General features: G+C 64.7%; 18 protein-coding genes and 5 pseudogenes. 12 read left to right on the top strand and 11 right to left on the bottom strand.

Translation table 11 applies throughout. The features are described from left to right. The first annotated feature begins 191 nt into the window (after nucleotides 1-191). The 6 genes and pseudogenes from ACTGJ9_RS26935 to ACTGJ9_RS26910 all read left to right on the top strand — a co-directional run bounded on the left by ACTGJ9_RS26935 (nucleotide 192) and on the right by ACTGJ9_RS26910 (nucleotide 6,050). The gene (locus ACTGJ9_RS26935) at nucleotides 192-563 is read left to right on the top strand and encodes a hypothetical protein (RefSeq protein ID WP_456673551.1); all 372 of its coding nucleotides are present in this window, start codon (nucleotides 192-194) and stop codon (nucleotides 561-563) included. After that, complete coding sequence (locus ACTGJ9_RS26930) at nucleotides 560-946, top strand: hypothetical protein (protein WP_456673550.1); 387 nt, start codon at nucleotides 560-562, stop codon at nucleotides 944-946. The genes ACTGJ9_RS26935 and ACTGJ9_RS26930 overlap by 4 nt, the downstream gene beginning before the upstream one ends. Then, the gene (locus ACTGJ9_RS26925; RefSeq protein ID WP_456673549.1) at nucleotides 939-1,589 is read left to right on the top strand and encodes a gluconate 2-dehydrogenase subunit 3 family protein; all 651 of its coding nucleotides are present in this window, start codon (nucleotides 939-941) and stop codon (nucleotides 1,587-1,589) included. Before ACTGJ9_RS26930 ends, ACTGJ9_RS26925 begins: the two co-directional genes overlap by 8 nt. Continuing rightward, a pseudogene (locus ACTGJ9_RS26920) lies at nucleotides 1,579-3,279 on the top strand (GMC family oxidoreductase). The gene ACTGJ9_RS26925 and the pseudogene ACTGJ9_RS26920 overlap by 11 nt, the downstream one beginning before the upstream one ends. Before the next feature lie 5 nt (nucleotides 3,280-3,284). After that, a pseudogene (locus ACTGJ9_RS26915) lies at nucleotides 3,285-4,308 on the top strand (SDR family oxidoreductase). Between the two features lie 119 nt (nucleotides 4,309-4,427). Continuing rightward, nucleotides 4,428-6,050: an ABC-F family ATP-binding cassette domain-containing protein gene (locus tag ACTGJ9_RS26910; protein WP_456673548.1), complete on the top strand. Its 1,623-nt coding sequence runs from the start codon at nucleotides 4,428-4,430 to the stop codon at nucleotides 6,048-6,050. On the opposite strand, the pseudogene ACTGJ9_RS26905 reads toward ACTGJ9_RS26910, so the two are convergent. Continuing rightward, a pseudogene (locus tag ACTGJ9_RS26905) lies at nucleotides 6,047-7,023 on the bottom strand (glycerophosphodiester phosphodiesterase family protein). The gene ACTGJ9_RS26910 and the pseudogene ACTGJ9_RS26905 sit on opposite strands and share 4 nt — an antisense overlap. A 145-nt stretch (nucleotides 7,024-7,168) precedes the next feature. Between ACTGJ9_RS26905 and ACTGJ9_RS26900 the strand changes: the two are divergent. Next, nucleotides 7,169-8,044 (top strand): MBL fold metallo-hydrolase, encoded by an 876-nt coding sequence (locus ACTGJ9_RS26900; protein ID WP_456673547.1) that lies wholly within the window; start codon nucleotides 7,169-7,171, stop codon nucleotides 8,042-8,044. Between the two features lie 37 nt (nucleotides 8,045-8,081). Here ACTGJ9_RS26900 and ACTGJ9_RS26895 read toward each other — a convergent pair whose 3' ends face one another. From ACTGJ9_RS26895 to ACTGJ9_RS26885, 3 genes are all read right to left on the bottom strand, one after another. Further along, entirely contained in the window at nucleotides 8,082-9,173 is a 1,092-nt protein-coding gene (locus tag ACTGJ9_RS26895; protein WP_456673546.1) for a type II asparaginase, read from the bottom strand. Nucleotides 9,174-9,471: 298 nt separating this feature from the next. Beyond that, entirely contained in the window at nucleotides 9,472-9,720 is a 249-nt protein-coding gene (locus ACTGJ9_RS26890; RefSeq protein WP_128952136.1) for a hypothetical protein, read from the bottom strand. A 249-nt stretch (nucleotides 9,721-9,969) separates the two neighbouring features. Then, the gene (locus ACTGJ9_RS26885) at nucleotides 9,970-10,932 is read right to left on the bottom strand and encodes an alpha/beta hydrolase (RefSeq protein WP_456673545.1); all 963 of its coding nucleotides are present in this window, start codon (nucleotides 10,930-10,932) and stop codon (nucleotides 9,970-9,972) included. Between the two features lie 144 nt (nucleotides 10,933-11,076). On the opposite strand from ACTGJ9_RS26885, the pseudogene ACTGJ9_RS26880 reads away from it, so the two are divergent. Next, nucleotides 11,077-11,753, top strand: a pseudogene (locus ACTGJ9_RS26880) (nitroreductase). A gap of 381 nt (nucleotides 11,754-12,134) precedes the next feature. On the opposite strand, the gene ACTGJ9_RS26875 reads toward ACTGJ9_RS26880, so the two are convergent. From ACTGJ9_RS26875 to ACTGJ9_RS26865, 3 genes and pseudogenes are all read right to left on the bottom strand, one after another. Then, on the bottom strand, nucleotides 12,135-13,256 hold the full coding sequence (locus ACTGJ9_RS26875; RefSeq protein WP_456678635.1) for an HD-GYP domain-containing protein: 1,122 nt from the start codon (nucleotides 13,254-13,256) through the stop codon (nucleotides 12,135-12,137). A 49-nt stretch (nucleotides 13,257-13,305) separates the two neighbouring features. After that, a complete protein-coding gene (locus tag ACTGJ9_RS26870) occupies nucleotides 13,306-13,623 on the bottom strand; it encodes a PilZ domain-containing protein (RefSeq protein WP_456673544.1) in 318 nt (105 codons plus the stop codon). Further along, nucleotides 13,620-14,729 (bottom strand): annotated as a pseudogene (locus ACTGJ9_RS26865) (DUF2336 domain-containing protein). Before ACTGJ9_RS26865 ends, ACTGJ9_RS26870 begins: the two are co-directional and overlap by 4 nt. Nucleotides 14,730-15,029: 300 nt before the next feature. Here ACTGJ9_RS26865 and ACTGJ9_RS26860 point away from each other — a divergent pair. Both ACTGJ9_RS26860 and ACTGJ9_RS26855 read left to right on the top strand, forming a co-directional pair. Next, entirely contained in the window at nucleotides 15,030-15,977 is a 948-nt protein-coding gene (locus ACTGJ9_RS26860; RefSeq protein WP_456673543.1) for a helix-turn-helix domain-containing protein, read from the top strand. 51 nt (nucleotides 15,978-16,028) lie between these two features. After that, entirely contained in the window at nucleotides 16,029-16,619 is a 591-nt protein-coding gene (locus ACTGJ9_RS26855; protein WP_456673542.1) for an NADPH-dependent FMN reductase, read from the top strand. Nucleotides 16,620-16,628: 9 nt separating this feature from the next. Here the strand turns inward: ACTGJ9_RS26855 and ACTGJ9_RS26850 are convergent, their stop codons facing one another. Then, entirely contained in the window at nucleotides 16,629-18,710 is a 2,082-nt protein-coding gene (locus ACTGJ9_RS26850; RefSeq protein ID WP_456673541.1) for a methyl-accepting chemotaxis protein, read from the bottom strand. Between the two features lie 97 nt (nucleotides 18,711-18,807). Beyond that, a complete protein-coding gene (locus tag ACTGJ9_RS26845; RefSeq protein WP_456673540.1) occupies nucleotides 18,808-19,248 on the bottom strand; it encodes a DUF1810 domain-containing protein in 441 nt (146 codons plus the stop codon). 189 nt (nucleotides 19,249-19,437) lie between these two features. Here ACTGJ9_RS26845 and ACTGJ9_RS26840 point away from each other — a divergent pair, with 189 nt between their 5' ends. Together ACTGJ9_RS26840 and ACTGJ9_RS26835 are read left to right on the top strand one after the other, a co-directional pair. Then, nucleotides 19,438-20,388, top strand: a complete 951-nt coding sequence (locus ACTGJ9_RS26840) for a DUF2778 domain-containing protein (protein WP_456673539.1) — start codon at nucleotides 19,438-19,440, stop codon at nucleotides 20,386-20,388. A 64-nt stretch (nucleotides 20,389-20,452) separates the two neighbouring features. Next, the gene (locus tag ACTGJ9_RS26835; RefSeq protein WP_456673538.1) at nucleotides 20,453-20,710 is read left to right on the top strand and encodes a hypothetical protein; all 258 of its coding nucleotides are present in this window, start codon (nucleotides 20,453-20,455) and stop codon (nucleotides 20,708-20,710) included. Nucleotides 20,711-21,291: 581 nt separating this feature from the next. Here ACTGJ9_RS26835 and ACTGJ9_RS26830 read toward each other — a convergent pair. Together ACTGJ9_RS26830 and ACTGJ9_RS26825 are read right to left on the bottom strand one after the other, a co-directional pair. Further along, nucleotides 21,292-22,455 carry an IS110 family RNA-guided transposase gene (locus tag ACTGJ9_RS26830; RefSeq protein ID WP_456673537.1) on the bottom strand — a complete coding sequence of 388 codons (1,164 nt, stop codon included), beginning with the start codon at nucleotides 22,453-22,455 and terminating at the stop codon, nucleotides 21,292-21,294. Between the two features lie 164 nt (nucleotides 22,456-22,619). After that, on the bottom strand, nucleotides 22,620-24,476 hold the full coding sequence (locus ACTGJ9_RS26825) for a tannase/feruloyl esterase family alpha/beta hydrolase (protein WP_456673536.1): 1,857 nt from the start codon (nucleotides 24,474-24,476) through the stop codon (nucleotides 22,620-22,622). Nucleotides 24,477-24,653: the final 177 nt, after the last annotated feature.

Genomic DNA, 24,653 nt, shown 5'->3' with positions numbered 1-24,653 from the left:
GATCTGCTTGCCGCGGCCGGGATTGCTGCATCGGGCGTTGCGCTGGCCTCACTGGTCTCGACAAGTTCGGCGCGCGCGCGGACCTCTTCCTTGCGGCTTGCCGCGCGAGGAGAGGCGATCGCTCCAGCAACGCGGAAACAATCAAAACCGCGCGAAGGCTGAACCGGGCTGCAGGAACCCTCGCAGCCTCGGTGCTCGCCGACTCTGGACTCGAGCACTACCGCGGCTCGTTCAAGAACAAGGCGATGTACACCCTGCTGGTTTCGGCGCTCACATTGGCAACGAGCTTGCACGGAACGGCCGATATGCGCCCGCTCGCGCACAAGGCGCGCGATGCGACCTACCTGCTTGCTGCCGCGACCGGACTGGCCGGATCGGGTTTCCACCTCTACAATGTCGGCAAGCGCGTGGGCGGCTTCGGCTGGCAGAACGTGTTTTATGGCGCGCCGATCGGCGCACCGATGGCGATCCTGCTCTCGGGCCTGCTCGGCTTCTGTTCGGAACGGGTGCGGGAAGCGAACCGGATCGCCCGCGCATTGTCGGTCTGCCGGCGGGACGCATGATCGCCGCGGTTGCGGGCGCAGGCCTTCTCGGCACGAGCGGCGAGGCCGGCCTGCTCCATTTCCGGGGAGCCTACCACAACCCGTTCATGCTTCTCCCGGTGACGCTGCCGCCGATCGGTGCAGCGCTGCTGATGTCGGCGGCCGGGAACGGATCCGGCAGGACGCATCGGTTCACCCGATGGTGGATGCGTATGCTGACCGCGATGGGTTTTGCCGGTGTCGGTTTCCATGCCTATGGCGTGTCGCGAAACATGGGAGGCTGGCGCAACTGGAGCCAGAACATTTTGAACGGACCGCCGCTTCCCGCGCCGCCGAGCTTCACTGGCCTCGCGCTTGCCGGTCTCGCTGCACTCGCTCTCATGAGGGCGCATCCCGATGCATGAACGCCGCGACCGCTATCCCGGATATGACGTTCTCGCCAAATGGTCGGGACCATCGTGGAATGACAAGACACGCGAAGTCATCACGCGGCGCTTGTCGATTGCGCCCGAGGCGCGCTTCTTCACACAGGACGAATACGAGGCGGTCGTGGCGATCGCGGACCGCATCGTTCCGCAGCCGCCGGATCGTCCGCCCGTGCCGATCGCCGCACTGGTCGATCGCAAGCTGCAGGACCAGATCATGGACGGGTTTCGCGGGCCCAGGGTGCCCAGGGACGGCGAGGCGTGGCGTCGCGGCCTGAAGGCGCTGAACGCCGAGGCATCCGCAGCGTATGGCAGGCGCTTTGCCGAGTTGCCGCAGGCCTTGCAGGACAAGCTGCTGTGCGCTGCCCAATCCGGTGAGCTGAAAACGGCCGAATGGGGCGGCTTGCCCTGTGAGGTCTTCTTCAAGGCGCGCCTGGGGCGGGACATCGTGCTCGCCTATTACGCGCATCCGACCGCCTGGAGCGAGATCGGCTGGGGCGGCCCCGCCAGTCCGCGCGGTTACGTGCGGCTCGACATCGACGAGCGCGATCCCTGGGAAGCCGCCGAGGCGAAGGACGGCAATGACGCTACAGCACGCCGGAGCAATCGCCGTGTCCGATGATCCCCTGCATATGCCGCGAGCGTGCGATGGACAGGCCCCGGACGTCTTTCGCCCGGGCGGCTGGGTCCCGATGCGGCAATACCGCGAGAGCGAGCCGGTCGATTTCGCCATCGTCGGGACGGGCGCGGGCGGCGGCACGCTCGCCTGCAAGCTTGCCGAATACGGCTTCTCGGTCGTCGCGTTTGACGCGGGTCCCTATTTCAGGCCGCTGGAGGATTTCGCCTCCGACGATCCGAGCAGACCAAGCTCTATTGGACCGATGACCGCATCGTCGACGGCGCCAATCCGTTGCAACTCGGCAGCAACAACAGCGGCAAGGCGGTGGGCGGCTCGACGGTGCACTTCGCGATGGTGTCACTGCGCTTCCGCCCCGAATGGTTCAAGTCGCGCAGCGTGCTCGGTTACGGCGTCGACTGGCCACTCGATTGGCGCGAGATGTGGGACTACTACGCAGAAGTCGAGCAGGCCCTGAAAATAGCGGGTCCGGTGACTTATCCCTGGGGCCCCGCCCGTCCGCGATATCCGTATCGTGCCCACCCATTGAATGGCGCGGCGCGCGCTGGCCAAAGGTTGCGAGGCGCTGGGCATAAAATGGACGGAGACGCCGCTCGCCACGCTGTCGGCCCCGCGGGGGCTGGCCCATCCTTGTGTGTATCGCGGCTTCTGCGTCACCGGCTGTTCGACCAATGCCAAGCAGAGCGCGCTGGTCACATGGATCCCGCGCGCGATCGGCGCGGGCGCGGAAATCCGCGATCTTGCGATGGTCGGTCGGGTCGAGGTCGCGCCGTCCGGCCTGGTGTCCGGGATTCACTATCATCGGGACGGCGCGTGGCGCTTTCAACGCGCGCGGAACGTCGTTGTTGCCGGCTACGCCATCGAGACGCCGCGGCTTCTGTTGAACTCCGCGACGGCTCGCTTTCCGGACGGCCTCGCCAACAGCTCGGGCCTGCTCGGAAAGAACCTGATGGCGCAGTCCAATCAGGCTGTGTGGGGGCGGCTGGAGCAGGAGGTGCGCTCTTACAAGGGACCGCCGTCGCTCGCCATCACCGAGCACTGGAATTACGAAGACAGGGGCAAGGACTTCTTCGGCGGCTATTCCTATATGAGCCAGGGCCCGTTGCCGCAGCTCTGGGCCAACACGCTGTTCAGCGCCCGCGGCTTATGGGGGACGCGCCTGGTGGAGGCCATGAAGGACTACAATCACGTGGTCGGTCTCAAGATCGTGGGCGAGATGCTGCCGCAGGAATCCAATCGGGTGACCCTCGCCGAGGAGGTCGACCAGTACGGGCTGCGGATTCCCAGAGTCACCTATTCCTGGTGCGACAACGACAAGCGTCTGATCGATCACTCGCTCAAATTCATGAGCCGCGCGCTGGAGGCGGTCGACGCGACCGACATCTGGATCCAGGACGACGACACCTGTCACCTCAACGGAACCGCGCGCATGGGCAGCGATGCCCGCACCAGCGTCGTCGATGCGGACTGCCGCAGCTGGGACATTCCAAACTTATGGATCTGCGACGGCTCGGTTTTTCCGACGGTCGGAGGCGCCAATCCGTCGCTGACGATCCAGGCGATCGCCTGCCGGACTGCGGACCGCATTCGTACCCTGGCGCGGCGCGGCGAACTCGTCGCCGGCTCGCCACGGCGGTCCAACCATCAGCGTTCAATCGAGGTGCACAGATCATGAGCGTGGTGCCGCTTCATTCAGGTCGAGTTGTCGTCATCACCGGCGCTTCGGCCGGCGTTGGACGCGCCATCGCGCATCGCTTCGCCCGCGACGGCTGGCGCATCGGCCTGATTGCCCGCGATGCCGAGGCGCTGGAGCAGACCGGTCGCGAGGTCGAGCAGATGGGCGGTACGGCGCTCGCCCTGCCGGCTGACGTCGCCGATGCGGATGCCATATTCGCGGCGGCGGACCGGGTCGTCACGACTTTCGGGACGATCGATGTCTGGATCAACGATGCCATGGTCACGGTGTTCTCGCCGGTGTGGAAATTGACTGCCGAGGAGTTTCGCCGCGTCACCGAGGTCACCTATCTCGGATTCGTGCACGGCACCATGGCGGCCCTGCGTCACATGCGATCAGCCGATCGCGGGCACATCATCCAGATCGGGTCCGCGCTTGCCCTATCGCGGCATTCCGCTGCAATCAGCCTATTGCGGTGCCAAGCATGCCATCCGCGGCTTCACCGACTCGCTGCGCACCGAGCTGATCCATGACCGGAGCCGCATCCGGCTCACCATGATGGAGCTGCCGGCGGTCAACACGCCGCAATTCGATTGGGCCCGAACCCACATGCCTCGGCAGCCGCGTCCGGTCGCGCCGGTGGTGCAGCCCGAAGTCATCGCGAATGCGGTCTACCAGGCTGTCCGCCATCCCCGCCGCGAATACTGGATCGGCCTCAGTACGCTCAAGGTCATCCTGGGCAATGCCGTGCTCCCGGCCTGGCTCGATCACTATCTCGCAAAAGTGGCGTTCTCGGCGCAGGAGACGGTCAAGCCGGTGGGATCCGAACGCGCCGACAATTTGATGAGTTCAGTCCCGTCTTTGCATCGTACCCGCGGGCGCTTCGGCGCAGAGGCGGACGATCATGCGCTCGTCGTCGATGGACCCATGGCTCGCGTTGTGCCACTGGCCCTCGGCGCTATCGCGGCTTTCGCGGCCGGCGTTCTGGTCGGCGCGCGGACCGGTCGCATTTCCAGAGATTCGTCCTAGACAGCGACCCGTTGCGGATTCGCGCCCGGCGCGGACGGAATCCGTACCCCGCCGGGCTTCCCTTGGGCGTGGGCATGGCCTATTACGCCGCAACGCAACAATTCCCCCAAAAAGACCTCATGATCCGCCTCGACAACGTCAGCAAGCAAGCCGGCCACCAGATCCTGTTCATCGAAGCCTCCGCCGCCCTGAACAAGGGCGAGAAGATCGGCCTTGTCGGCCCGAACGGCGCGGGAAAGACCACTCTGTTCCGGATGATCGCCGGCGAGGAGCTGCCCGACGAAGGGCAGGTCTCGACCGATCGCGGCATCACCATCGGCTATTTCAACCAGGACGTCGGCGAGATGTCTGGCCGCAGCGCCGTGGCCGAGGTGATGAATGGCGCCGGTCCCGTCAGCGAGGTCGCGGCCGAGTTGCGCCAGCTCGAGGCCGACATGGCCGATCCTGACAAGGCCGACCAGATGGACGAGATCATCGCGCGTTATGGCGAGGTGCAGCACGCGTTCGAGGAGCTCGACGGCTATGCGCTGGACGGTCGTGCGCGCGAGGCCCTGTCCGGCCTCGGCTTCACCCAGGAGATGATGGACGGCGACGTCGGCAAACTCTCCGGCGGCTGGAAGATGCGCGTGGCGCTGGCCCGCATTCTCCTGATGCGTCCCGATGTGATGCTGCTCGACGAGCCGAGCAACCATCTCGATCTCGAAAGCCTGATCTGGCTCGAGAAGTTCCTGCACGATTACGAGGGCACGCTGCTGATGACCTCGCATGACCGCGAGTTCATCAACCGCGTCATCTCCAAGGTGGTCGAGATCGATTCCGGCTCGCTGACGACCTACACCGGCAATTACGAATTCTACGAGCAGCAGCGTGCGCTGAACGAGAAGCAGCAGCAGGCGCAGTTCGAGCGCCAGCAGGCGATGCTCGCCAAGGAGATCAAGTTCATCGAGCGTTTCAAGGCGCGCGCCTCGCATGCTGCCCAGGTGCAGAGCCGGGTCAAGAAGCTCGACAAGATCGAGCGGGTCGAGCCGCCGCGCCGCCGTCAGACGGTCGCCTTCGACTTCTTGCCGGCGCCGCGCTCGGGCGAGGACGTCGTCGCCTTGAAGAAGGTGTTTAAGGGCTATGGCAGCAAGCGGATCTATGACGGGCTGGATTTCATGATCCGCCGCAGGGAGCGCTGGTGCGTGATGGGCGTCAATGGCGCCGGCAAGTCGACACTGCTCAAGCTCGTCGCGGGCGCGAGCGAGCCGGACGAGGGCACGGTGGCCTTGGGCGGCAGCGTCAAGATGGGCTATTTCGCCCAGCACGCGATGGATCTGCTCGACGGCGAGCGCACCGTATTTCAGTCGCTGGAAGACCAGTTTCCGACCGCGGGGCAGGGCTCCTTGCGCGCGCTGGCCGGCTGCTTCGGCTTCTCCGGCGACGACGTCGAGAAACGCTGCCGGGTGCTCTCAGGCGGCGAGAAGGCGCGGCTCGTGATGGCGAAAATGCTGTTCGATCCGCCGAATTTTCTGGTGCTGGACGAGCCGACCAACCATCTCGACCTCGCCACCAAGGAGATGCTGATCACGGCGCTGTCGGATTTCGAAGGCACCATGCTGTTCGTTTCGCATGATCGCCACTTCCTCAGCGTCCTGTCGAACCGCGTGCTCGAGCTGACGCCGGACGGCATCCATCAGTATGGCGGCGGCTACACGGAGTACGTCGCGCGCACTGGCCAGGAAGCGCCGGGGTTGCGGAGCTAATCTTTGCTTTTGCCGGACATCGCGGCGATCGTCTCGATCTCGTTGGTCCAGATCCCACCGGAATAACCTCGCGGGAGCCGGGCGAACAATTCTGGCGTATCGATGCCGGTCGAGAACTCTCCGCCGCTGTAGGGCCCGAGCACGAAGACGGCGCTGTCGGCGTCGTTCATGCGATTGAGGAAGCGATCGGGCCAGCCCCAAAGCCAGGGTGCGACGTTGATCGGGACCAGCACCATCGCGTTGTGGCAGGCTGCCGGGACCAGGCCGGTCCAGCCATAGCCGATATAGCGGATCAGGCAGCTTCGAATGGCCGCGCGTGAAATCGTGCGGACATCCGGGGTGAGGCGGCGGATCACCTCGATGGGCTCATCGCCGCCATAAACCATGATCGTCCGGCGGCGATCGGCCGTGAGAGCGTTCAGCACGGCGGCGAGTTTCTCGCCTTCGCCAGCGTCCCGGCTCTTCACATTGATGAGGAGGTTCTTGTCCGGAAACGCAGCGAATACCTCCGACAGTGTTGGCATCATTCCGATGCCGTTGCCGCGAAACGGAAAGGTCTTGCCGCCGTCGGCGGTATAGCCATAGCCGATGTCGAGCATCTTCAGCTTTGCCATGCTCTGCTCGCGCGTGACGCCCTGGCCGTCGGTGCGGCAGTCGAGTGTCCAGTCATGGAATACGGCGAACTCGCCATCGGTGGTCGGGTGCACGTCGAGCTCGACCACATCGGCGCCGGCCTCAAAGCTCGCGCGCATCGAAGGAATAGTGTTCTCCGTGCAACGGTGGCAACATCCGCGCGGCCCGTGCAGGTATCGCTTTTCAGATCGCGCTCATCGAAGCGCTGCGCCATGCCGCGATGGGCGAGCAGTACCGGCTTGCCGTCCCGATGCGGCGCCAGCAGATTCGTGTTGTTGAGGTAGATGCCCGCAGCCACGACAAGCATAGCTGTCGTCGCGAATTTGAGTCTCCTGCCCACCGGTTCCTTCCCATTTCACGTACATCGTCATCCGCGTTTGGGGTCGATTTGCGGCAATCGCCAGGCATGGGAGGTGGACGCGCGTCGCGGCTTGAACCCTCCAATGCTGGCCGCTACGGTTCCCTCGAAAAGGGAGCGAGTAATCATGAAACAACTCCGGATCGGCGACATCACCATCGACGCGGTGATCGAGCGGGAGGGTCCATGGCGACGGCCGCAGGACTTTTTCCCGGCTTATGACGAGGACGTGTTTGCCCGACATCTGCCGACTATGGAGCCCGAGGTGTTCGATGCCGAGCGCGGCATGATAGTCATCACCTATCAGACCTTCGTGGTGCGCACGCCGCGCTACACCATCCTGGTCGACACCTGCACCGGCGAGGACAAGGGGCATCCGCCGCCGTTCGACTTTCCCGGCAAGGAACGCTGGCGCAACGAGCTGTTCGCGCTCGGCATCGGCTTCGAGCAGATCGACTACGTGTTCTGCACGCATCTGCACATCGACCATACCGGCTGGAACACGACCTTGCGCGACGGCCGTTGGGTGCCGACGTTCCCGAATGCAAAATACGTCTTTCACAAGGGCGAGTACGCGGCCTGGGAGGGCGAGAACGCGAAAGGCAAAAATCCGCCAGGTACGGTCTTTCGTGACAATTGCCTGCCGATTGTCGAGGCGGGACAGGCGCTGCTGGTCGACGACGACTACGCGCTGGATGACACCGTGACGCTGGCACCGACGCCGGGGCATTCGCCCTGTCATTGTTGCGTGAACATTCTCTCCAGGGGACAACGCGCGGTGGTCGCCGGCGACCTCATGCATCACCAGATCCAGTGCCGCGAGCCGGACTGGTCGGCGAAGCCTGATTGGGATGCGAAGCAGTCGGCGGTGTCGCGGCGGAAGTTCTTCGCCTCCGTCGCAGACACCGACACGCTGATCCTGCCGATCCATTTTCCGGCGCCGACGGTCGGCCTGATCAAGCCACTCGGCGCCGCCTTTGATTACCGCTTCAGGCGGGACTAGGCCGACCGCACGTCGGATGGTCTAAGCTTCGGATGCTCTAGTAAGTATAGAACATCCGCTGGATTTCCTTGCTGTCGGTCGTCTTGGTCAGCGCCAGCATCAGAAGAATGCGCGCCTTTTGCGGATTGAGCGTATCCGAGACGATGAAGTCGTGCTCGTCGTCCTTGGCTTCGCCGTTGCGCGCGACGATGCCATTGCCGACCCGGCTGCTACGAACGATCGCGACACCCTTCTTGTGCGCCTCGTCGAGAGCCGGCTCGACCGCGGGCCGGGCAAGGCTGCCGTCACCCGTGCCGGCATGCACGATGCCCTTGGCGCCGGCGGCGACAAAAGCGTCGACTGCGACCCGGTTCATGTTGGCGTATCCGTAGACGATATCGACCTGCGGCAGGGTATCGAGGTTGGAGACGTCAAACTCGGAGTCCGCCGTGTGCCGGCGGGTCGATTGACGATAGAAGTACGGCTTATTTCCCTGCATGTAGCCGAGAAAGCCGAGCTCAGGTGTGCGGAAGGTGTCTGCTGTCGAGGTGTTGTTCTTGGTGACGTCGCGCGCCGCGTTGATCTGATCGTTGAGAGAGACGAGCACGCCCTTGCCGACCGCTTCCTCACTGCCTGCGAGGATCACCGCATTGAAGAGGTTGATCGGCCCGTCCGCGCTGATCGCTGTCGACGGCCGCATCGCGCCCACGACGACGACAGGCTTTTTGCTCTTGACCACCAGGTTCAGGAAATAGCTGGTTTCCTCGATCGTATCGGTGCCGTGCGTGATCACGATCCCGTCGACGTCGTCCTGCGCAAGGAGCGTGTTGACGCGCTTGGCGAGCTTGAGCCAGTAGTCATTGTTCATGTTTTCGCTGGCGATCTGGAAGACCTGCTCGCCCTTGACGTTGGCCACCGTCTTCAGCTCGGGGACTGCATTCAGGAGGGTCTCGATGCCCACCGTCGCCGCGGTGTACCCGACCACCGTGGTGCTGCTCGTCCCGGAGCCGGCGATCGTGCCGCCTGTTGCCAGAACCATGACGTTGGGCAGACCGACGCCCCTCGCGTTCGCGACGTCAAAACTGATGAGCAGCGCGAACAGCAAGCTCACTGTCGCCAATATCTCATGACGCACTCGAAGTTGCCGCATCTTGACGTCCCTTTCCTGGAAGGCCTCGTCGACGCACCCCATTTCGCTCAGCGCTGCATGATCCATCAGCCGACGGCCTCTGTCTAGGGTTGTGATGCTCAGGGATGATTATGTTTGGGCGCTCGGCGCGCGCGGGGAGGCAGCCAAAGGTCTTTGCCTCCGTCGTTCGGAAGCAAGAATGTCGTTCGGAAGCAAGAACGCAGATGCCCGGACATCTGGCGCGAAGACGCGCTTCTGCCCGGGCATGACGATTTGATGGAGCGATTGCTCGTTGAAGAAGCGGCGAATTCGTAGCGCCTTACGCGCCCATCTCGCACTTCTTCATAAAGCTGTTCTTGGCGGCACCGGCGAGCGGCTTGCCGTCGGAGCCGACGGCCTTGGGCGTGCAGGCGTCTTCCTTGCACTTCTTCATGAACGAGGTCTTGGCCGCGCCGGCGAGCGCCTTGCCGTCCTTGCCGACCGCCTTGCTCTCGCAGGTGTCGTCTGCAAGCGCCGAGCCTGCTGCGAAGGTGGCAACGATCGCAGCCAGGAAAATTCGCTTCATCATGGGTGTCTCCCTAAGCCAAAGATGGCGCAGGAATTGGAGCGCGGAATCGTGGCGCAATCAAGCAGGATCGCAGCGCGGTATCGGTCCTCGCTTCATTTTTTCCGGCGGTCGAGGATGCCAGCGGGGTTGACCATCGCATGGTCGTGGCGCGGACGCGACGGCCTGCATCGAAAGCAGCAAGGCTGCGATCAGGGCCGACGGTACGGACGGGCCGAGGTCGCAATTTGAATCCGTCGGGCCGCAAAGCGATCAGATCCCGCGCGCGAGCAGCGCCTTGAAGTCGGCGCGTGCACGCTGCGCTTCGGCGCGGGCGACCTCGGAGGCGTCCCCGAGGCCGAAATAGCCATGGATCAGGCCGGCGCCCTCGTGATGCCTCACCTGCACGCCGGCGGTCTCCAGCGCCCGCGCATAGGCTGCGCCTTCGTCGCGGAGCGGATCGAACCAGGCGGTGGTCACGATGGCGGGCGCAACGCCGGCGAGCGAAGCCGCGCGCAGCGGCGAGATGCGCCAGTCCGCGGCATGGCCGGGATCGGCGAGATAATGACCGGCAAACCATTCCATCACCGCCCGCGACAGGAAGTAACCTTCCGCATTCTCTGCCCGTGACGGATAGCGCGCGTTCTCGCGCGCGTCGGCGTAACCGCCCACGACGTCGGTCACGGGATAGACCAGCAGCTGTGCGGCGAGCTTGATGCCGGCATCGCGGCAGGCGATTGCGGTCGCGGCCGCGAGATTGCCGCCGGCGCTGTCACCGGCAACGCCCAGACGTTTTGCATCGCCGCCAAATTCCGCGACGCGGTTGAACACGTCGCCCGCAGCCGTGAAGGCGTCCTCGAAGGCGCCGGGAAAGCGCGTTTCCGGCGGGCGGCGATAGTCGACGGAGACCACGACCGCGCCGGTCTCGATCGCGAGATTGCGCGCCTGCCGGTCGTGGGTCTCGAGGTCACCCGCGACCCAGCCGCCGCCGTGGAAGAACACCACGGTCGGCGCGGGCGCGCTGCCGACGCGATAAACGCGTGCATTCAGCGGGCCGGCGCCGCCCTTGACGTCGATGTCCTGTACGGCATCGACGGGCGGCGGCGGTACGGCGGCGCGCGAGGCAGCCAGTGCGCGCAAGGAATCGCGGGCGCTCTGTGGCGTCATCGTCGCGGGATCGCGCAGCGGCAGCAGTGGAATGATCTGGGCGATGACGGGATCGAGCGGAGCGGCCATGATCGGGTCCTTACCGGTGTGGCGTGGCCACAGGGGTTCTTGGTCTTGCTCGCGGGTTAGCATAGATTTCGCGCGCCGCATCGGCAACAGGCGAGCGTGTTGCGGATGTCGTGCAGATGAATGAACGGGCAGGGAGGTCCTGAAGTGGAGTTCGAAACGCTGGTCCAGTCGCGCCGCAGCGTGCGCGGTTTCAAGCAGCAGCCGGTGCCGCGCGCCGTGGTCGAAGCGATCATCGAGAGCGCCAAGCGCGCACCGTCGTCGATGAACACCCAGCCCTGGCATGTTCACGTGCTCACAGGCGCGCCGCTGGAAGATGTGCGACGCCGCAACATGGAGGAGATGATCGGCGGCGCCAAGGTCAAGCGCGACATCATCAGCCATGGCGAGTACCAGGGGTGCATCGCACCCGTCAGGTCGACGTCGCCAAGAAACTGTTCGGCGCGATGGGGATTGCGCGTGATGACAAGCCGATGCGGCAGGACTGGGTGCTGCGCGGCTTCCGTCAGTTCGACGCGCCGGTTTCGCTGGTGCTGACCTATGATCGCGTGCTCGATCCGGGCGCCGTCTGCCATTTCGATCTCGGCGCACTCTGCTACGGCATCGTGCTGGCAGCCTGGGATCGCGGGCTCGGCTCCGTCATCAACGGGCAGGGCATCATGCGCTCCGACATCGTGCGCGAGGTCGCAAGGATTCCGGAGGACGAGGTCATCATGACCTGCGTTGCGATGGGCTATCCCGACGACAACTTTGCCGCGAATGCCGTTCGCTCCGATCGCGAGGGCAACGCGGAGTTCGTCCGCTACGTCGGCTTCGCCGACTGATGCCGACGGGCCGGAGGAGATTATTTCTCCGCGAATTTTTCGTGCGGACTCGTTACGGCCTCTTGCAATCTCTACCGGGCAGGAGGAACAATAGGCGGTCTCGAAGGTTTGATGCTGGCGCGAGGGAATTGACATGCGGCGGCTGGCTAGCCTGGTTCGGTGGTTCTTCGGCCCGCGGATGCGGCGTCCGATCGATGATGATCCCAGCCTTCCTTTTACGCCTGAAGAGTTCAGCAGGCTGGTCCGCAGCGGCCGGCATGAGGACATGAAGCTGCTCGCCGAAGGACTAGCTTGTCGCTCGATCCCGCGGCGCATCAAATATCGGGCGACGCACTAGGCGCACCCGTGACGTCGTTGCCCTCCGGTTGGTTTGGCGCGCGCTCAGCGTGAGAGTGCGACCTCCTTGAAGGATGCGACCAGCGCCTTCTCCAGCTTTCCGGTCATCCCGCAGAGAACATGATAGGCCTCTGTGCGCGGCATCGTCGCCTTGTAGGGCCGGTGCTCGATCAGCGCGGCGAAGATGTCCGAAATCGTGAGAATGCGCACGATGTCGTTGATGCTCTCGCCGCATAGCGCATCCGGATAGCCGCTGCCGTCGAGATATTCGTGGTGATGTCGGACGGCATCGAGAATTTCCGGCGTGATCTGCTCGTGGTTCTTCAAGAACTCGTAACCCGCCGCCGGATGGGACTCGATCATGGCGCGTTCGTCGGGATCGAGACGGCCGGGTTTGTCGAGGATCGCGAGCGGGATCCGCGCCTTGCCGATGTCGTGGAACATGGCGGCCGAGGACATGCGCTCTAGATCGGCTCTTCCGACCCCGAGACTCAGCCCGAAGCCGATGGCAACTCCAGTCACGAGCAAGCAGTGCTGATATGTTCCCTCATGATGGCGCCGCACCGTGGTGAGCCATTCCGACAGGCCATGCTGGGTGATGCGGTCGGCAATCTGGCGTCCGGCCTCCTTGGTGCCGTCGACGTCAAGGGGCTGGCCAAGCGTGACGGCCGTGAACATCGATGCGATCGCGGTGGCTGCCGTCTCGACGGCGTTGTCCGGCTGAGGCGAACTGCCCGATGCGTCCGATCCCCGCTCGGTCGGATCCGCCAGGACCGCCAGCAGCTTGGTCTTGTTGAGTGGGCCGGGAAGGACGAGCGTCGCGCCGAGCGCATAGGCTTGCGAGATGCAGATGTGTGAAGCGTGCTCGACGAGGAAGATGCGCTTGGCGGCCTTCGCAAGCCTGGCGGACCGCCTCTTGATCGCGGCGATGTTGTCGACGTCCCGCAGCTCCGCACGGATGACGATGGCAAACGGTGCCTGCGTCAGCCTGGCTTCCGCGTCGAGCCGTTCGCCCGCGACGGTGAATTGCTGTTCGAGCGTCGCGCAGATGCCCGACAATTTGTCGGAGGTATCCGCCAGCACATGCACGAAAGGGCGCGCCGATTGCGCCGCTCGGATGCCGCCGTCGCCTTTAACGGGGCTGGCGATTGTTCGCGCATTCTGCACGGTCGACATGGACTTTACTGCAGTTGAATTGGTTGATGAAATTTCGAGCCTACTTACTCTGCGCGGTGTTCTGCGCCGCGGCCGGTTTCTTCTTGCTGTCCGCGTTGACGAAATGAATGCCGGCCATGGTGCCATCGATCCAGACCAGCTCGCAGCGCCGGTAGGCGAGACCGGTCGCGGACAGCAGCATGAAGAATTCCTTGGCTTGCAGCACGTCGAGAGTGCCTTCGACCTCGATCTTGGCCCCGGTCTGCGACACGTCGAGCAGCACGCAGCTGCGCCGCCAGGTGCCGTCCGAGCCCATCAGGTTGACGGCCTGCTTGTGATCCATCCTGACGCGAAGCGCCTTGCGACCGTCGAACTTCATCGGCTAACCCCCATTTTCGCGGCGCGATTTCCCGGATCGCTCGTGTTTGTGCTGGCTGCAATTTCCCCCAGCGCACCGTCCATTGGCTGGTCGACAACAGCAGCGTTTCGAAAATCAGTTGCGCGCGTTCGCGCTGGGCGAAGGAGAGGCGCGTACCACCACGATTGCTGACGATCGCGAGCGTGGTCGTCCAGTTCAGGCGCGAAGCCCGGCAGGCCATCACCAGTCCTCACAATCGTCATCGCGCATGACATGCTCGATGATCTCGATCGGAGTCCCCGACAGCACGGACAGCGCGGTGAACAGATTGGCGGTCTCGCCGCGGATCGCGAAGCGGTTCACGGTGGAATCGTTGAGCTTGCCGACGCGGTTGAGCGCCACGATCTCGGGTCTCGCGCTCGCATAATCGGCCGAGGAGGGCGGCTTTGGCGGAATCGGTACGGCTGCTTGCGGGGGCGGAATGGCGGAGGCGCCGGGCTTGGCCGGCGGGGTCTTGGTCGAGGCCGGTCGGGTGGAGAGCAGCTTCCGCACGATCAGGTCAGGAGTACCGGGCCGGAGCGCCAGCGCCTTCGCAATCTCGCTCTCCTGGTCGGCCAGAGCGATGAGGGCGGCGTAAGCTGCGTCGGAGAATTTTGTTCCAGGATTCTTGATCAGCGCCAGGCAGATCTCCTTACCGCGCTTGATCAGCGCCTCGGCCACAGCAGGTTCGATGCAGTCGCGCGCCGCGATCGCGCGTAGATGCCGCTTGCCGCACGAGGCCGCGACTGCCGTGAGATCGGTCGTGGAGAGTGCTTGCGATCTGAGCAGCACAGGGCACGCCACGTCGGCGTTGTCGTGGGAGGCAAGGCGCCGCAACGTCTCCGGCGGAGCTATCTTAAGGTCGGCAAGCGTCGCGCTGAGTTGAATCAGCACCCTGGCCTCGACCCGTTCCGTCAGTCGCAGCAGTACGCCATCGACCACTCCGACAGCACTTCCTGAGAGCGGTCGCGGCTGCCGGTGAGCAACTGCACGATGCCGGAGAGAATGCGCGCGCAGCGGTCCAGCGGACACGTTGCGACCGACTCTTCCAATTCGACCAGAATATCAGCAGGCGAATTTGCCATCATGGCAGGGGCCTGTACTCAAATAAAATTAGACTAAGCAACACCCTCCATTCCGCACCACACGCGTTAATTTCAAGTTTAGACCCCACACCTCCGGGTACCACCGCACCGCCTGTTTTACTGGAAACGCTATCGAAATTTGGCAGGGGGCGTCCGCCCTCCTTGTCCTTTGCATTGGACGCTCGCCAACTGATCGAGGCAGGCTCGCATGAGTCTCCCGGTCTCAGGGGAAACCGAAAGGGGAAATTCAGACCGGCGTAGTGCCGGGCACGCGTCGTTTCCTGACGCGGTTTTTCATTTGCCATGAACAACAGTGATGATGCGCCAGCGCTGGCGCCCAAGATATTTCGGTTTGCAGACGCCGACGAGTTTCGCAACGCGATCCGCGGCGTGAATTTCGAGTTCACGCCGCTTGTGCGAAGGATTGCGACGGAGCAGATCATTCTGCAATTGCCCGGCTGCGACGTGAATATGACGCGGGCATTCCCGCGCGTCGTGGACGCGCAGCTCGTTGCCGATTGCACGGCGGTGGGCTTCGCGATGGACGACCTCGAGATCCCGATCCGCTTCAACGGCGCACAGCGCGACCGCGCCGCGGTCGTCATCGGCAGCAGCGGCGCGGCCTACAACATGATCGAGGAAGTGCAGCGGCAAATCGCCTCAGTCGTATTCCAGCCCGAGGTGAGGGATCGCGGCTGGCCCGAGACGAACTCCAGCTTCAAAATCTTCGAGACCAGTCCCCTGGCGCTGCATTGGCTGCGGAAGGTGGTCAGGGAAGTGCTGGCGGCTGCGTCCGAGCCGCTCGATCCTGCCGAGGTGCCGCTGAAGGCGGCGGCGATGAAGGAGTCCCTGCTGGGTGCGGTCGATGCCACTTTCGCCAATATCGTGCCCGCGCGCTGGACCCGGCGGCCGAATGACGAGCGGCAGTTCAAGCTGTTCCAGGACATCCGCGCATTGTTGTCCGACGATCTCTCGCAGCCGATCTACAGCGAGGAGATTGCGCGCAAGCTCGGCCTGTCCGTCCGCACCTTGCACGACGTCGTGCGCCGCTATCGCGGCATGAGCCTGCACCGCTATTTGCGCCTGCGCCGCCTGTGGCTGGTGCGCCGGCGGCTGCTTGCCGGTGCCGACAGCGTCAAGGCCGTCGCGCTCGCGTTCGGCTTCTGGCATCTCAGCGACTTTTCCCGAGGTTATCGCGATCAGTTCGGCGAGACGCCGTCGCAGACGCTGGAATTCGGACGAAAACGGTAGCGCGGCAAACCGGTTGGGGCCGTCCCGCCGTTTCGTGCTAACCTGCCGGCCATGCGCAATCGCATCCTCGTCCTCTACGGGTCCTACCGCTCCGACCGCATGGGCATCCGCCTTGCGAATTTCGTCGTCGATCGCCTGCGCAGTCGCGGCGAAGAAGTCGAGTTTATCGACGCCAAGGCGATCGGCCTGCCGATGCTCGACCGCATGTACAAGGAATATCCTGCGGGCGCCGCGCCGGAGGCGCTGGAGAAGCTGGCCGGACAGATCCGCGGGGCCGACGGCTTCGTCTTCGTCACCGGCGAGTATAATTGGGGCATCCAGCCCGGCCTGAAGAACCTCACCGACCACTTCCTGGAAGAGTGGTTCTGGCGGCCGGCCGCGATCGTGAGCTATTCCGCCGGCCGGCTGTCCGGCGCGCGCGCCTCGACCGCGTGGCACGGCACGCTGTCGGAAATGGGCATGGTGGTGATCTCGAGCACCATCGGCGTCGGGCCGATCGCGCAGACGCTGTCAGCCGAGAGCGAGCCGATCGGCGAGGGCGGCAAGGCGCTGGAACGCTCCTTTCCGCGCTTCGCCGATGACCTCAATTGGTGGATCGAGGCGGCCAAGGTGCAGCGCGCGCGCAAGGCGCCGCCTTATTAGACGCGCTCCTTACGCCGCCCTGACTTCGCCGAGGAAGCGGTCGAACTGGCCGGCGAGATCGCGTGACTGCGTCGAGAGCTGTTCGGCCGCGCCAAGGACTTCGCGCGCGGCCGCACCGGTGTCGTCCGCGGCGCGCTGCACGCCCGATATGTTGGTGTTGACCTCCTGGGTGCCGCGGGCGGCCTCCTGGACGCTGCGGGAGATCTCCCGGGTGGCCGAACCCTGTTGCTCGATCGCGGCCGCAATCGCGGTGCCGATCTGGTCGATCTCGGCGATAACGTCGGCGACGTTGCGGATCGCGGTGACGGTCTCGTCGCTGGCGGACTGGATCGCCGTGATCTGCTCGGAAATCTCGGTGGTCGCCTTGGCGGTCTGGCCGGCCAGTGACTTCACTTCGGATGCGACGACGGCAAAGCCGCGGCCGGCGTCGCCGGCGCGGGCGGCCTCGATGGTGGCATTGAGCGCCAGCAGGTTGGTCTGTTCGGCGATGCTCTGGATCAGCGTGACGACGTCGCCGATCTTCTGCGCGCCGTCGGCGAGCGCACGGGCCGTGTCGCCGGTGCGGCGGGCGTTGTCGACCGCGCGGGCCGCGATCTCGGTCGATTGCGCAACCTGGCGGCCGATCTCCGCGATCGAGGACGTCAGCTCTTCCGTCGCGCTTGCGACCGTCTGCACGTTGCTCGAGGTCTGCTCGGAGGCGGCGGCCACGACCGCGGCCTGGCTGTTGGTCTGGGCGGCCGTCGAGGTCATCGATTGCGCCGTCGTCTCCATGGTGGAGGAGGCCTGCGACAGGCCGCCGACGAGCTCGGTGACCTTGGCCTCGAAGGCGCGGGTCAGCCCGTCGAGCGCCTGGGCGCGGCGCATCTTGCCGTCGTTCTCGGCTTGCTTCTCGGCCGCGAGCCGGTCGGCCCGGATCATGTTGTCCTTGAACACTTGCACCGCCGCGGCCATCGCCCCGATCTCGTCGGAGCGCTCCGCGCCGGGGATTTCTTCCGCAACATCACCGTCGGCGAGCCGCGACATCCGGGTCGTCAGGCTGACGATGGGAGCGCAGACGCGGCGGCGGACCATTACGATGAGGCCGGCGCTGGCGATCAGCACGGCGAGCAGGCCTGCGAGCGCGATCGTGAAGCTGGCGCGCGCGGCGGCGGACGCGCCGGAGAGGATCTGCTCGGCGTTGTCGTAGAGCGCGTCGCGGACGCCGATGATCGTTCCGAGGCCGCGCTGCGAGGCTGCGTAGTAGGTCTCGACGTCGTGCTCGTACTTGCCGCTGGCGGCGCCTTCCTTGACGAGCTTGAGTTCGCGGCCGAATTCCTCGATGTAGCCCGAATTCAGGGTCTCGAGCGCGGCGCCGACATTGGCCGGGGTCGCGGGATTGCCGCGCAATTCCATCAGCGACATCACGATCTGGTCGTTGCGTCCCTGCATGCGGGCGACGTCGGCCTTCTCGGCATCGGTCGCGAGCTTCTTGCCGCCGACGAGGTTCTTGTGCACGCTGGCATTGAGGCCGCCGATGTCACGCAGCGTCATCGCGATATTGGCGTAACTGGACTGGCGATAGGCATCGCCGTTGAGGATCGCCATGCGGCGGACCTGCTCGTTGAGCAGCGCGGTGACGCCGGCGTTGAGTACCGCATTGTCGGCGACGATCTTCCGGGCGGCGTCCTTGCGCGCATCCGCCGGTCCCGCAATCGCCTTGTCGATGGCGTCGCGCAAGCTGGCGAATTTCGAGTTGATGCCGTCGATGTTGCTGCCGATGGCGTTGCCGTCGTCGAAGGAGCCGGGCAGCTCCTTGCGCAGCGCGTTCATCTTGTCGCGCGCGCCGTCGGTCTGCTTGCGCAGTTTGTCCTGCTGGGCGAGCAGCGCCGGGTCGACAGTGGCGGGACCATAGAGAATGTTGGTGGAAAAACCGCGCTCGGGGTTGAGATAGCGCGGGATGTCGCTGACGGCGCGGACGATTGCAAGCCGCCCCTGTGCTTCGGTGATCCGCTCCATGGTCTGGTACTTCGTGACGGCGACGTAGACGGCGAGGCCGCCGCCGACGGTCGAGAGCGAGACGATGGCGGTGGTCAGGAGCGTACCGATTTTCATGATCTGTCCGGCAATTGGCGCGGGAGAATTATTTGCACGGAAGATAGGCAGGCGGTGTTAATCCCGGGTTTACGCTGCTGGCGGCCGGCCGCCGCGCTCACCTGGCCTTTCGGTCAAGCGCAGCGAGGATCTCCAGCGTCGCCGCGTCCGGCTCGCCGGCGAAATACCGGGCGAGCGCCTCGTCGAAAACTGCCTCGTCGGAGACCGCGTCGAACAGCGTCATCGACGAGCGGAATTTGGCATCGTCAGGCGCGCCAAGGATCGCGTTGATGGTCCGCCCGTTGACGGCAAGCACGAGGCGGGTGCATTCGACCAGGCGCCGGCCGAGCACGGGGTGGGCGAGGTAGGCCTCGGCCTCCGCCCGCGAACCGATGGCGTAACGCTGCGACATAGCGCTGAAGCCGAGGCCGGCGACCTGCGGGAAGACGAACCACATCCAGTGCGATTGCTTCCGGCCGCGGGCCAGCTCCGCCAAAACGTCGCGAAAAACCGGGTCCTGGGTCCCGAGGAAGCGCTCTAGATCGAAAGGATCGGTCATTGGATACCTCAGGAGCGATTGCCGGCCGCGATTATGCCTAACTTTTGGCTCCCAATGTGGTAGCTGGTAGAGAGTCTCCGGGTGGGGGTTGGGTCCCCCGGGGGTCGATTTGGGGATTTGATGGTTTCCGACCGCGTAAGCGCCGAGAGGCTGTTGCCGCGCCGCCGAATTGGGCGAGCCGAGACAACATTGTTGTCTATGGCTGCCATCGCGCTGGCGCTGGGCGCCGCCGCCTGGGTCGCTGATATCGGCGATTCCACCCCGCTGGTCACCGCCGCGCTGCCGCCGGCCAATTCTCCCTCGTTCGACGACCGTTTCGCCTCGCTGTCCGGCAGCCCGCCGGCCCGTGACCTCGGCCTGCGGGCGATGGAGCGCTCCGCCCTGAGTGCGGTCCAGCTCAAGCTGCGCGATGCCAAGGCGATGCTCGCCCAAAAGCTTCAGGGCGATGACTGGCGTTCGTCCCTGACCGATGACGACCGGACCGCGGTTGACGAGAGGCGTCCCTCGCAACGTGCCGACGCCGTGCCGGTGCCGCGCTCGCGGCCGGTTCAGGCGGACTTCAGCGCCCAGATCGCCTCCAGCCAGGCTTATGCCGATACCACGCCCAGGGTCGACAACCGCAACTTCTTCGAAAAATTCACCGACAAGATCAAGCTGGCCTCGCTGACGCCCGACAGCGGCCTGTTCGGCAAGGCGCCGGATCTCGCCGCGCTCGGCTACGATTCGCGGACGGCGGTGTATGACATCAAGGCCAAGGCGCTCTATCTGCCGAGCGGCGTCACGATCGAGGCGCATTCGGGCATGGGCGCGCTGATGGACGATCCCGACCATGTCGACCAGCGCATGGTCGGTGCCACCCCGCCTGCGACCTACGACCTCAAGCCGCGCGAAAAACTGTTCCACGGCGTTCGGGCGCTGCGCATGACGCCGACGGACGGCACCAGCGCGCTCGGTCGTGTCGGCCTGCTCACCCACACCTACATGCTCGGGCCGCGCGGCGATTCCAACGGCTGCGTCTCGATCAAGGACTATGATCGCTTCCTCAAGGCCTACGACAATGGCGAGTTCAACCGCCTGGTCGTGGTGCCGAGCCTGAGCAGGCCGGCAACTGTCGCGCAGCGCGCCAGCACCGATTCCTGATATTCGCCGGACGGCGGGGCTGCCGTTTTCCCTTCGTTAAGCCGTTGTCCTCCAGAAGCAGCCGATGAGTGATCCAGCAAGCTCCGAGACCCCGTTGCGCACGACGTTCAAGATCAAGCTGAACGGTGACACGCTGGCGATCGCGACCGTCGGCCAAGCCTATCAATTCCTCACCAACTTCAAATCGGTCGAGTGGATGGAATTCCGCTCGCTGCATGAGGACGCCGTCCATGCGCTGGAGGGCGCCGCCGATAACGCCATGCTCGTGGTGCAGGCGACAAGCGCCGTACGCGCGTTGTTCGTGAGCGCGAAGCTGCTCTGAGCGGGCCTATGCATCCGCGCTCGAAGATGCGAATTGACGGCGTAAGCCGGCGCCCATACTCCGTCATTGCGAGCGCAGCGAAGCAATCCAGAATCTTTCCGCGGAGGGGCTCTGGATTGCTCACATGGGGATTAGGTGTGTCAAGGCGGTTGTTCAGCTCTTTGTTCGATTGCAGGCCAGCTCTTCGTCCCGACCGCGGGATGTTTCGATGGCGCGCGGAGATCGCGTCAAGGTCGGCTCGTTAGAGCCGCCGCGCAGCGGCTTGACCTTGACGTGATCGAGCACGCCATCAGGCTTGTGTGGTCGGGAGGCCGCGGGCGAACTCCTCCTTATGGTTCAGCGATCTCAGGGTCGAGCCGGTTTTGACAATCTGGTTTTGCGTGCCAGATCAAACTCACATCCGGTCGTCGCGCGGTAGCGACTGCACCAACATTCCGCTTGCGGCGGGCAGGCTCGAGAGGACGGGACCATTCTTCGTTGCGGCGTTTGAAGCCATGCAATCCATCGGTTCGTCCACCCCGGATCGGCCGAGGCTGATCGTTCCTCGGCTGATTGGTTTTAAGGCTGCGGGAAGCGTTGCATCAGGCGACGGTCTTCATCACGGCTCCCTCGATCACGACGCCGGCGGTCACGTACTTCCACAAGGCCACGAGCAGCTTGCGGGCCAGCGCCACGATCGTGCGCTTGCGGCCGCGCTGGCTGTTGGCCTTGAACCACTGGGTCAGTGCCGATTGAGGCTGGTGGCGTATCCACAACCAGGCGAGCTGGATCATCGTGGTCCTCAGCCGCGGATTGCCGGCCTTCGACACCCCTTGTTCGCGCTCGATGCCGCCGCTCCGCCATGGCGTGGCCGCAAGACCGGCATAGGACGCAACCTGACGGCGGTTGGCGAATTGCCGCCAGAACGCCTCCGTCCAGAGAACGGCCGCGAAGTTCGGGCCCATGCTCTTCAGGGCGAGCAGCATCGTGACGGGATCCGCCTTCTCCCCGGCTGGCTTGCTCACGACCAGCAACGCCTCCTGCTCGCGCTCCACCGCCGCGATCTGGTCGAGCAGCAGTTCGAGACGATCGAGCTCGCGGCTGATCTGGGCCTTCAGATGCGCCGGCAGCATGCGCCCATCTCCGGTCCGCAAGGCTTCGAGCCGTGCCCGTCGATCGCGCCGCAGCGGCACGTAGCCGAATATCCCTTGCGCGAACAGAACGCCCTTGATCCGGTTCACATGCTCGATCCGCTCGGCGATCAATGTCCGCCGCTCGCGGCAAAGCCTGCGGCGGTCCTCCGCTTCCGGAGAGGGCGCCACCACCATCGCGCAGACCCGCGGCTCGCCGCGCTTATAGGCCAGAAGCGCCCGCAACAGCGTCTCGCCATCGAGCCGATCCGTCTTGGCCCGCCTGCGCCGGCGCGGCGTCGCAATCGAGGCCGGATCGACCACGTGGCTCTCGATGCCTTCCTGCTGCAAGGCGCGGTGCAGCCAGAACCCGTCCAGCCCCGCCTCCTGGATCGTGATGATCGGATAGCTCTCACCCGTTCGCGCCTGTGCCTTGCGCTTCAGCTCCGCAAACAGCTTCAAGAGTTCCGCAAGATCGCCGGCCTCCACGCTGCGCTTCGACATCTTCTCGCCCTTGCCGGGCGACAGCGAGGTCACCAGCCATGTCGAGCGGCTCAGTTCCAATGACACGAAAATTGCGCCAAACTGCGTGCGGATAGCGGCCAGTCCGTCGGAAGGATGATCGAGCAACATCATTGTCTCCAGGTTGAGTGTTTCAGCAACCTCAGTCTGGCCTCAGACTTGGCTGCTATCCACTCCCCATGGAATCTTCGCTGCGCTCGCAATGACGAAGTTAGAGCGCCGGCTTGAACAATCTCGTGCCCCGGATGCGCGGCGCCTAGGGCACGAGGGCAGGCGGCTTAATGCCTGTCGTCGCCGTGGCCGTCGTCATCGTCATGGAAGTCATGATCGCCGCCTCGACTGAAGCCGGGATCGACGCACGCAAAGTTCGCCGCGTCGCTGGTCAGGCCGCTGCCCTTGTAGGCGGGAATCCTGGGATAGACGCAGAGCGGCCGCGTGCCTCCGGTCGGGAAGTTCTGGGCAATGCGCGGATCGAACACGCCGCCGGTCGGGTAGGGCGAGGCGGTGTTGGTATTGGCCGCGACGATGCGTTCCGGCGCGACGCCGTTCTCGACCCAGTCCGTGATCGCCTTGAGCTCGTTGGTCGCGAAGCTCGTGGTCGCTGCGCCGCCGCCGCAATGGGCCATGTTGGGCACCATGAACAACCGCGCGAAATCGGTCGCGTGATTGTCCATGCGCTGGTTCATCTTGCGGTACCAGCGGGCGATCGCGGCGCCCGAGAAGATGCCGTCATTAACCGAGGACGAGATGATCAGCTTGCCGCCGCGGGACCTGAACGGACGCAAATCGGTTGCGACCGCAGCCATGAAGTCCATCGCGCTTTCCGGATAGGCCGCGGTCTTCGTGAAGATCTTCGGCGCGTCGGTGTCGAAGTTGAACTTGAACACGAAGGCTTCCTGGCCGTTCGGTCCGTCGACCGGCGTGACGACGGGCGGCGTCTGGAAGATCATCGGGATTGCGCCGGCGCCGAGCGTCAGGTTGATCGCGGTGTTGACACCAGGCACCGGAGCGGTGACGACGTTCCAGAATTGCCAGCCTGCGCCGGGTGCGGCGAGCGGCGTCCAGATGCCGGCGTCCCAGAACCAGTTCGAATAGAGCCGCTCGCCTTTTGAATTGACCGGTCCGGCGTAAATCTTCTTGAGCGCATCGACCTGTGCGCCGGTGAGACAGGTGCCGCCATGCGGCGTGCTGCCGTGCAAGCCGGTGCCGCAAGTGTAGCTCGCGAGTGCCGGATACACCTTCCTGGCCGTGCAGGCGTGGTAATTGTCGATGATGCCGTCGACGAGGCCATCGAGCGCGTCGCAGGCGCTCAGGATCGCAGCAGATGCCACCTGAAGGTCCTGCTGCGGGAATGTGTCGGGAATATACGGTTGGTGGTTGACGTCCTTGCTGGTCGAAAGCGTGCCGAGCACCTGCTCGTTCCAGGCCTCCGCAAGGCCCGCCTGCGGCAGGTTGAAGCCGGGATTTTGCGAGATCACGCCGTCGAATAGCCAGGGCGATCGTTGCGAGGCGACCATGGCGTCGCGGCCGCCGTTCGAGCAGCCCATGATGTAGGAGTAGACGGTGTCGAGGCCGTAGAAATAGGAGATGATCTGCTTGGCAGTCGTCGCGGTCTTCTCGATGGCGTTATAGCCGTAGTCGCGGCGCGCCTGCGCATCGATGGCGAAATGCGCGGAGCCGCCGGCATTGGCGTCGTCGTCCTGATAACCGCCGAGGACGTTGGTCGCACTGTCCTCGTGGCCGCCGTCATCGACGGCCACCGCCCAGCCCTGGCCGAGCTCGACGCCGGCCGCGCCTTGCGGATCGCTTTGCAGGCTGCCGTCGGTGCCGCCGCCGCCCATCATCTCGAAGCGGCCATGCCAGGTGTTGGGCAGGTTGAGCGCAAATCCGATGCCGTAGGTGAAGTGATCGGGATCCTGCGTGGAGACGCGCTTGTTGATGATGCCGACCACGTTGCAATAGCCCGACTTCTGGGTCGCGCTCAGGATCTGCGTGTTCGGGAGAGTGAGCCCGGTGAGGGCGGTACAGGACGAGCGCGGGGCCACGCCGCCCGGCGGCAGGCCGTGTGCGGCCGCTTGCGGGCCGAGAGACGCCCATGTGGCGACGATCGTCGAGGCGAGGAAAAATCGTTTCATGTCATGCCCTCCCGGTTTCAACGTTGATGATTGAACGAAAGCACCCGACGCGCCGCAAACTGACGTGGCGTCGCGTGGTCAGAGACGTTTTCTGAATCGCTGTCGGGAGAGACGCGCGTGCGCCGGCAATGAGCCACGACGCAGTTGCGGTTGCGCGCAAAACCATTCTGCCGCGAT

Origin of the sequence: Bradyrhizobium sp. RDM12 (assembly GCF_051917485.1) — a bacterium.
GTDB lineage: Bacteria > Pseudomonadota > Alphaproteobacteria > Rhizobiales > Xanthobacteraceae > Bradyrhizobium.
Note: the sequence above shows the minus strand (reverse complement) of the source record. Positions and strands in the feature narration are given on the sequence as shown.

Excerpts from the sequence above, each read along its gene's own strand:
- ACTGJ9_RS26885 (WP_456673545.1), bottom strand. The coding sequence starts at position 10,932 with ATGGCCGCTCCGCTCGATCCCGTCATCGCCCAGATCATTCCACTGCTG.
- ACTGJ9_RS26835 (WP_456673538.1), top strand. The coding sequence starts at position 20,453 with ATGAGTGATCCAGCAAGCTCCGAGACCCCGTTGCGCACGACGTTCAAG.
- ACTGJ9_RS26830 (WP_456673537.1), bottom strand. The coding sequence starts at position 22,455 with ATGATGTTGCTCGATCATCCTTCCGACGGACTGGCCGCTATCCGCACG.
- ACTGJ9_RS26910 (WP_456673548.1), top strand. The coding sequence starts at position 4,428 with ATGATCCGCCTCGACAACGTCAGCAAGCAAGCCGGCCACCAGATCCTG.
- ACTGJ9_RS26895 (WP_456673546.1), bottom strand. The coding sequence starts at position 9,173 with ATGCGGCAACTTCGAGTGCGTCATGAGATATTGGCGACAGTGAGCTTG.
- ACTGJ9_RS26860 (WP_456673543.1), top strand. The coding sequence starts at position 15,030 with ATGAACAACAGTGATGATGCGCCAGCGCTGGCGCCCAAGATATTTCGG.
- ACTGJ9_RS26890 (WP_128952136.1), bottom strand. The coding sequence starts at position 9,720 with ATGATGAAGCGAATTTTCCTGGCTGCGATCGTTGCCACCTTCGCAGCA.
- ACTGJ9_RS26825 (WP_456673536.1), bottom strand. The coding sequence starts at position 24,476 with ATGAAACGATTTTTCCTCGCCTCGACGATCGTCGCCACATGGGCGTCT.
- ACTGJ9_RS26900 (WP_456673547.1), top strand. The coding sequence starts at position 7,169 with ATGAAACAACTCCGGATCGGCGACATCACCATCGACGCGGTGATCGAG.
- ACTGJ9_RS26930 (WP_456673550.1), top strand. The coding sequence starts at position 560 with ATGATCGCCGCGGTTGCGGGCGCAGGCCTTCTCGGCACGAGCGGCGAG.
- ACTGJ9_RS26925 (WP_456673549.1), top strand. The coding sequence starts at position 939 with ATGCATGAACGCCGCGACCGCTATCCCGGATATGACGTTCTCGCCAAA.
- ACTGJ9_RS26870 (WP_456673544.1), bottom strand. The coding sequence starts at position 13,623 with ATGAAGTTCGACGGTCGCAAGGCGCTTCGCGTCAGGATGGATCACAAG.
- ACTGJ9_RS26850 (WP_456673541.1), bottom strand. The coding sequence starts at position 18,710 with ATGAAAATCGGTACGCTCCTGACCACCGCCATCGTCTCGCTCTCGACC.
- ACTGJ9_RS26855 (WP_456673542.1), top strand. The coding sequence starts at position 16,029 with ATGCGCAATCGCATCCTCGTCCTCTACGGGTCCTACCGCTCCGACCGC.
- ACTGJ9_RS26845 (WP_456673540.1), bottom strand. The coding sequence starts at position 19,248 with ATGACCGATCCTTTCGATCTAGAGCGCTTCCTCGGGACCCAGGACCCG.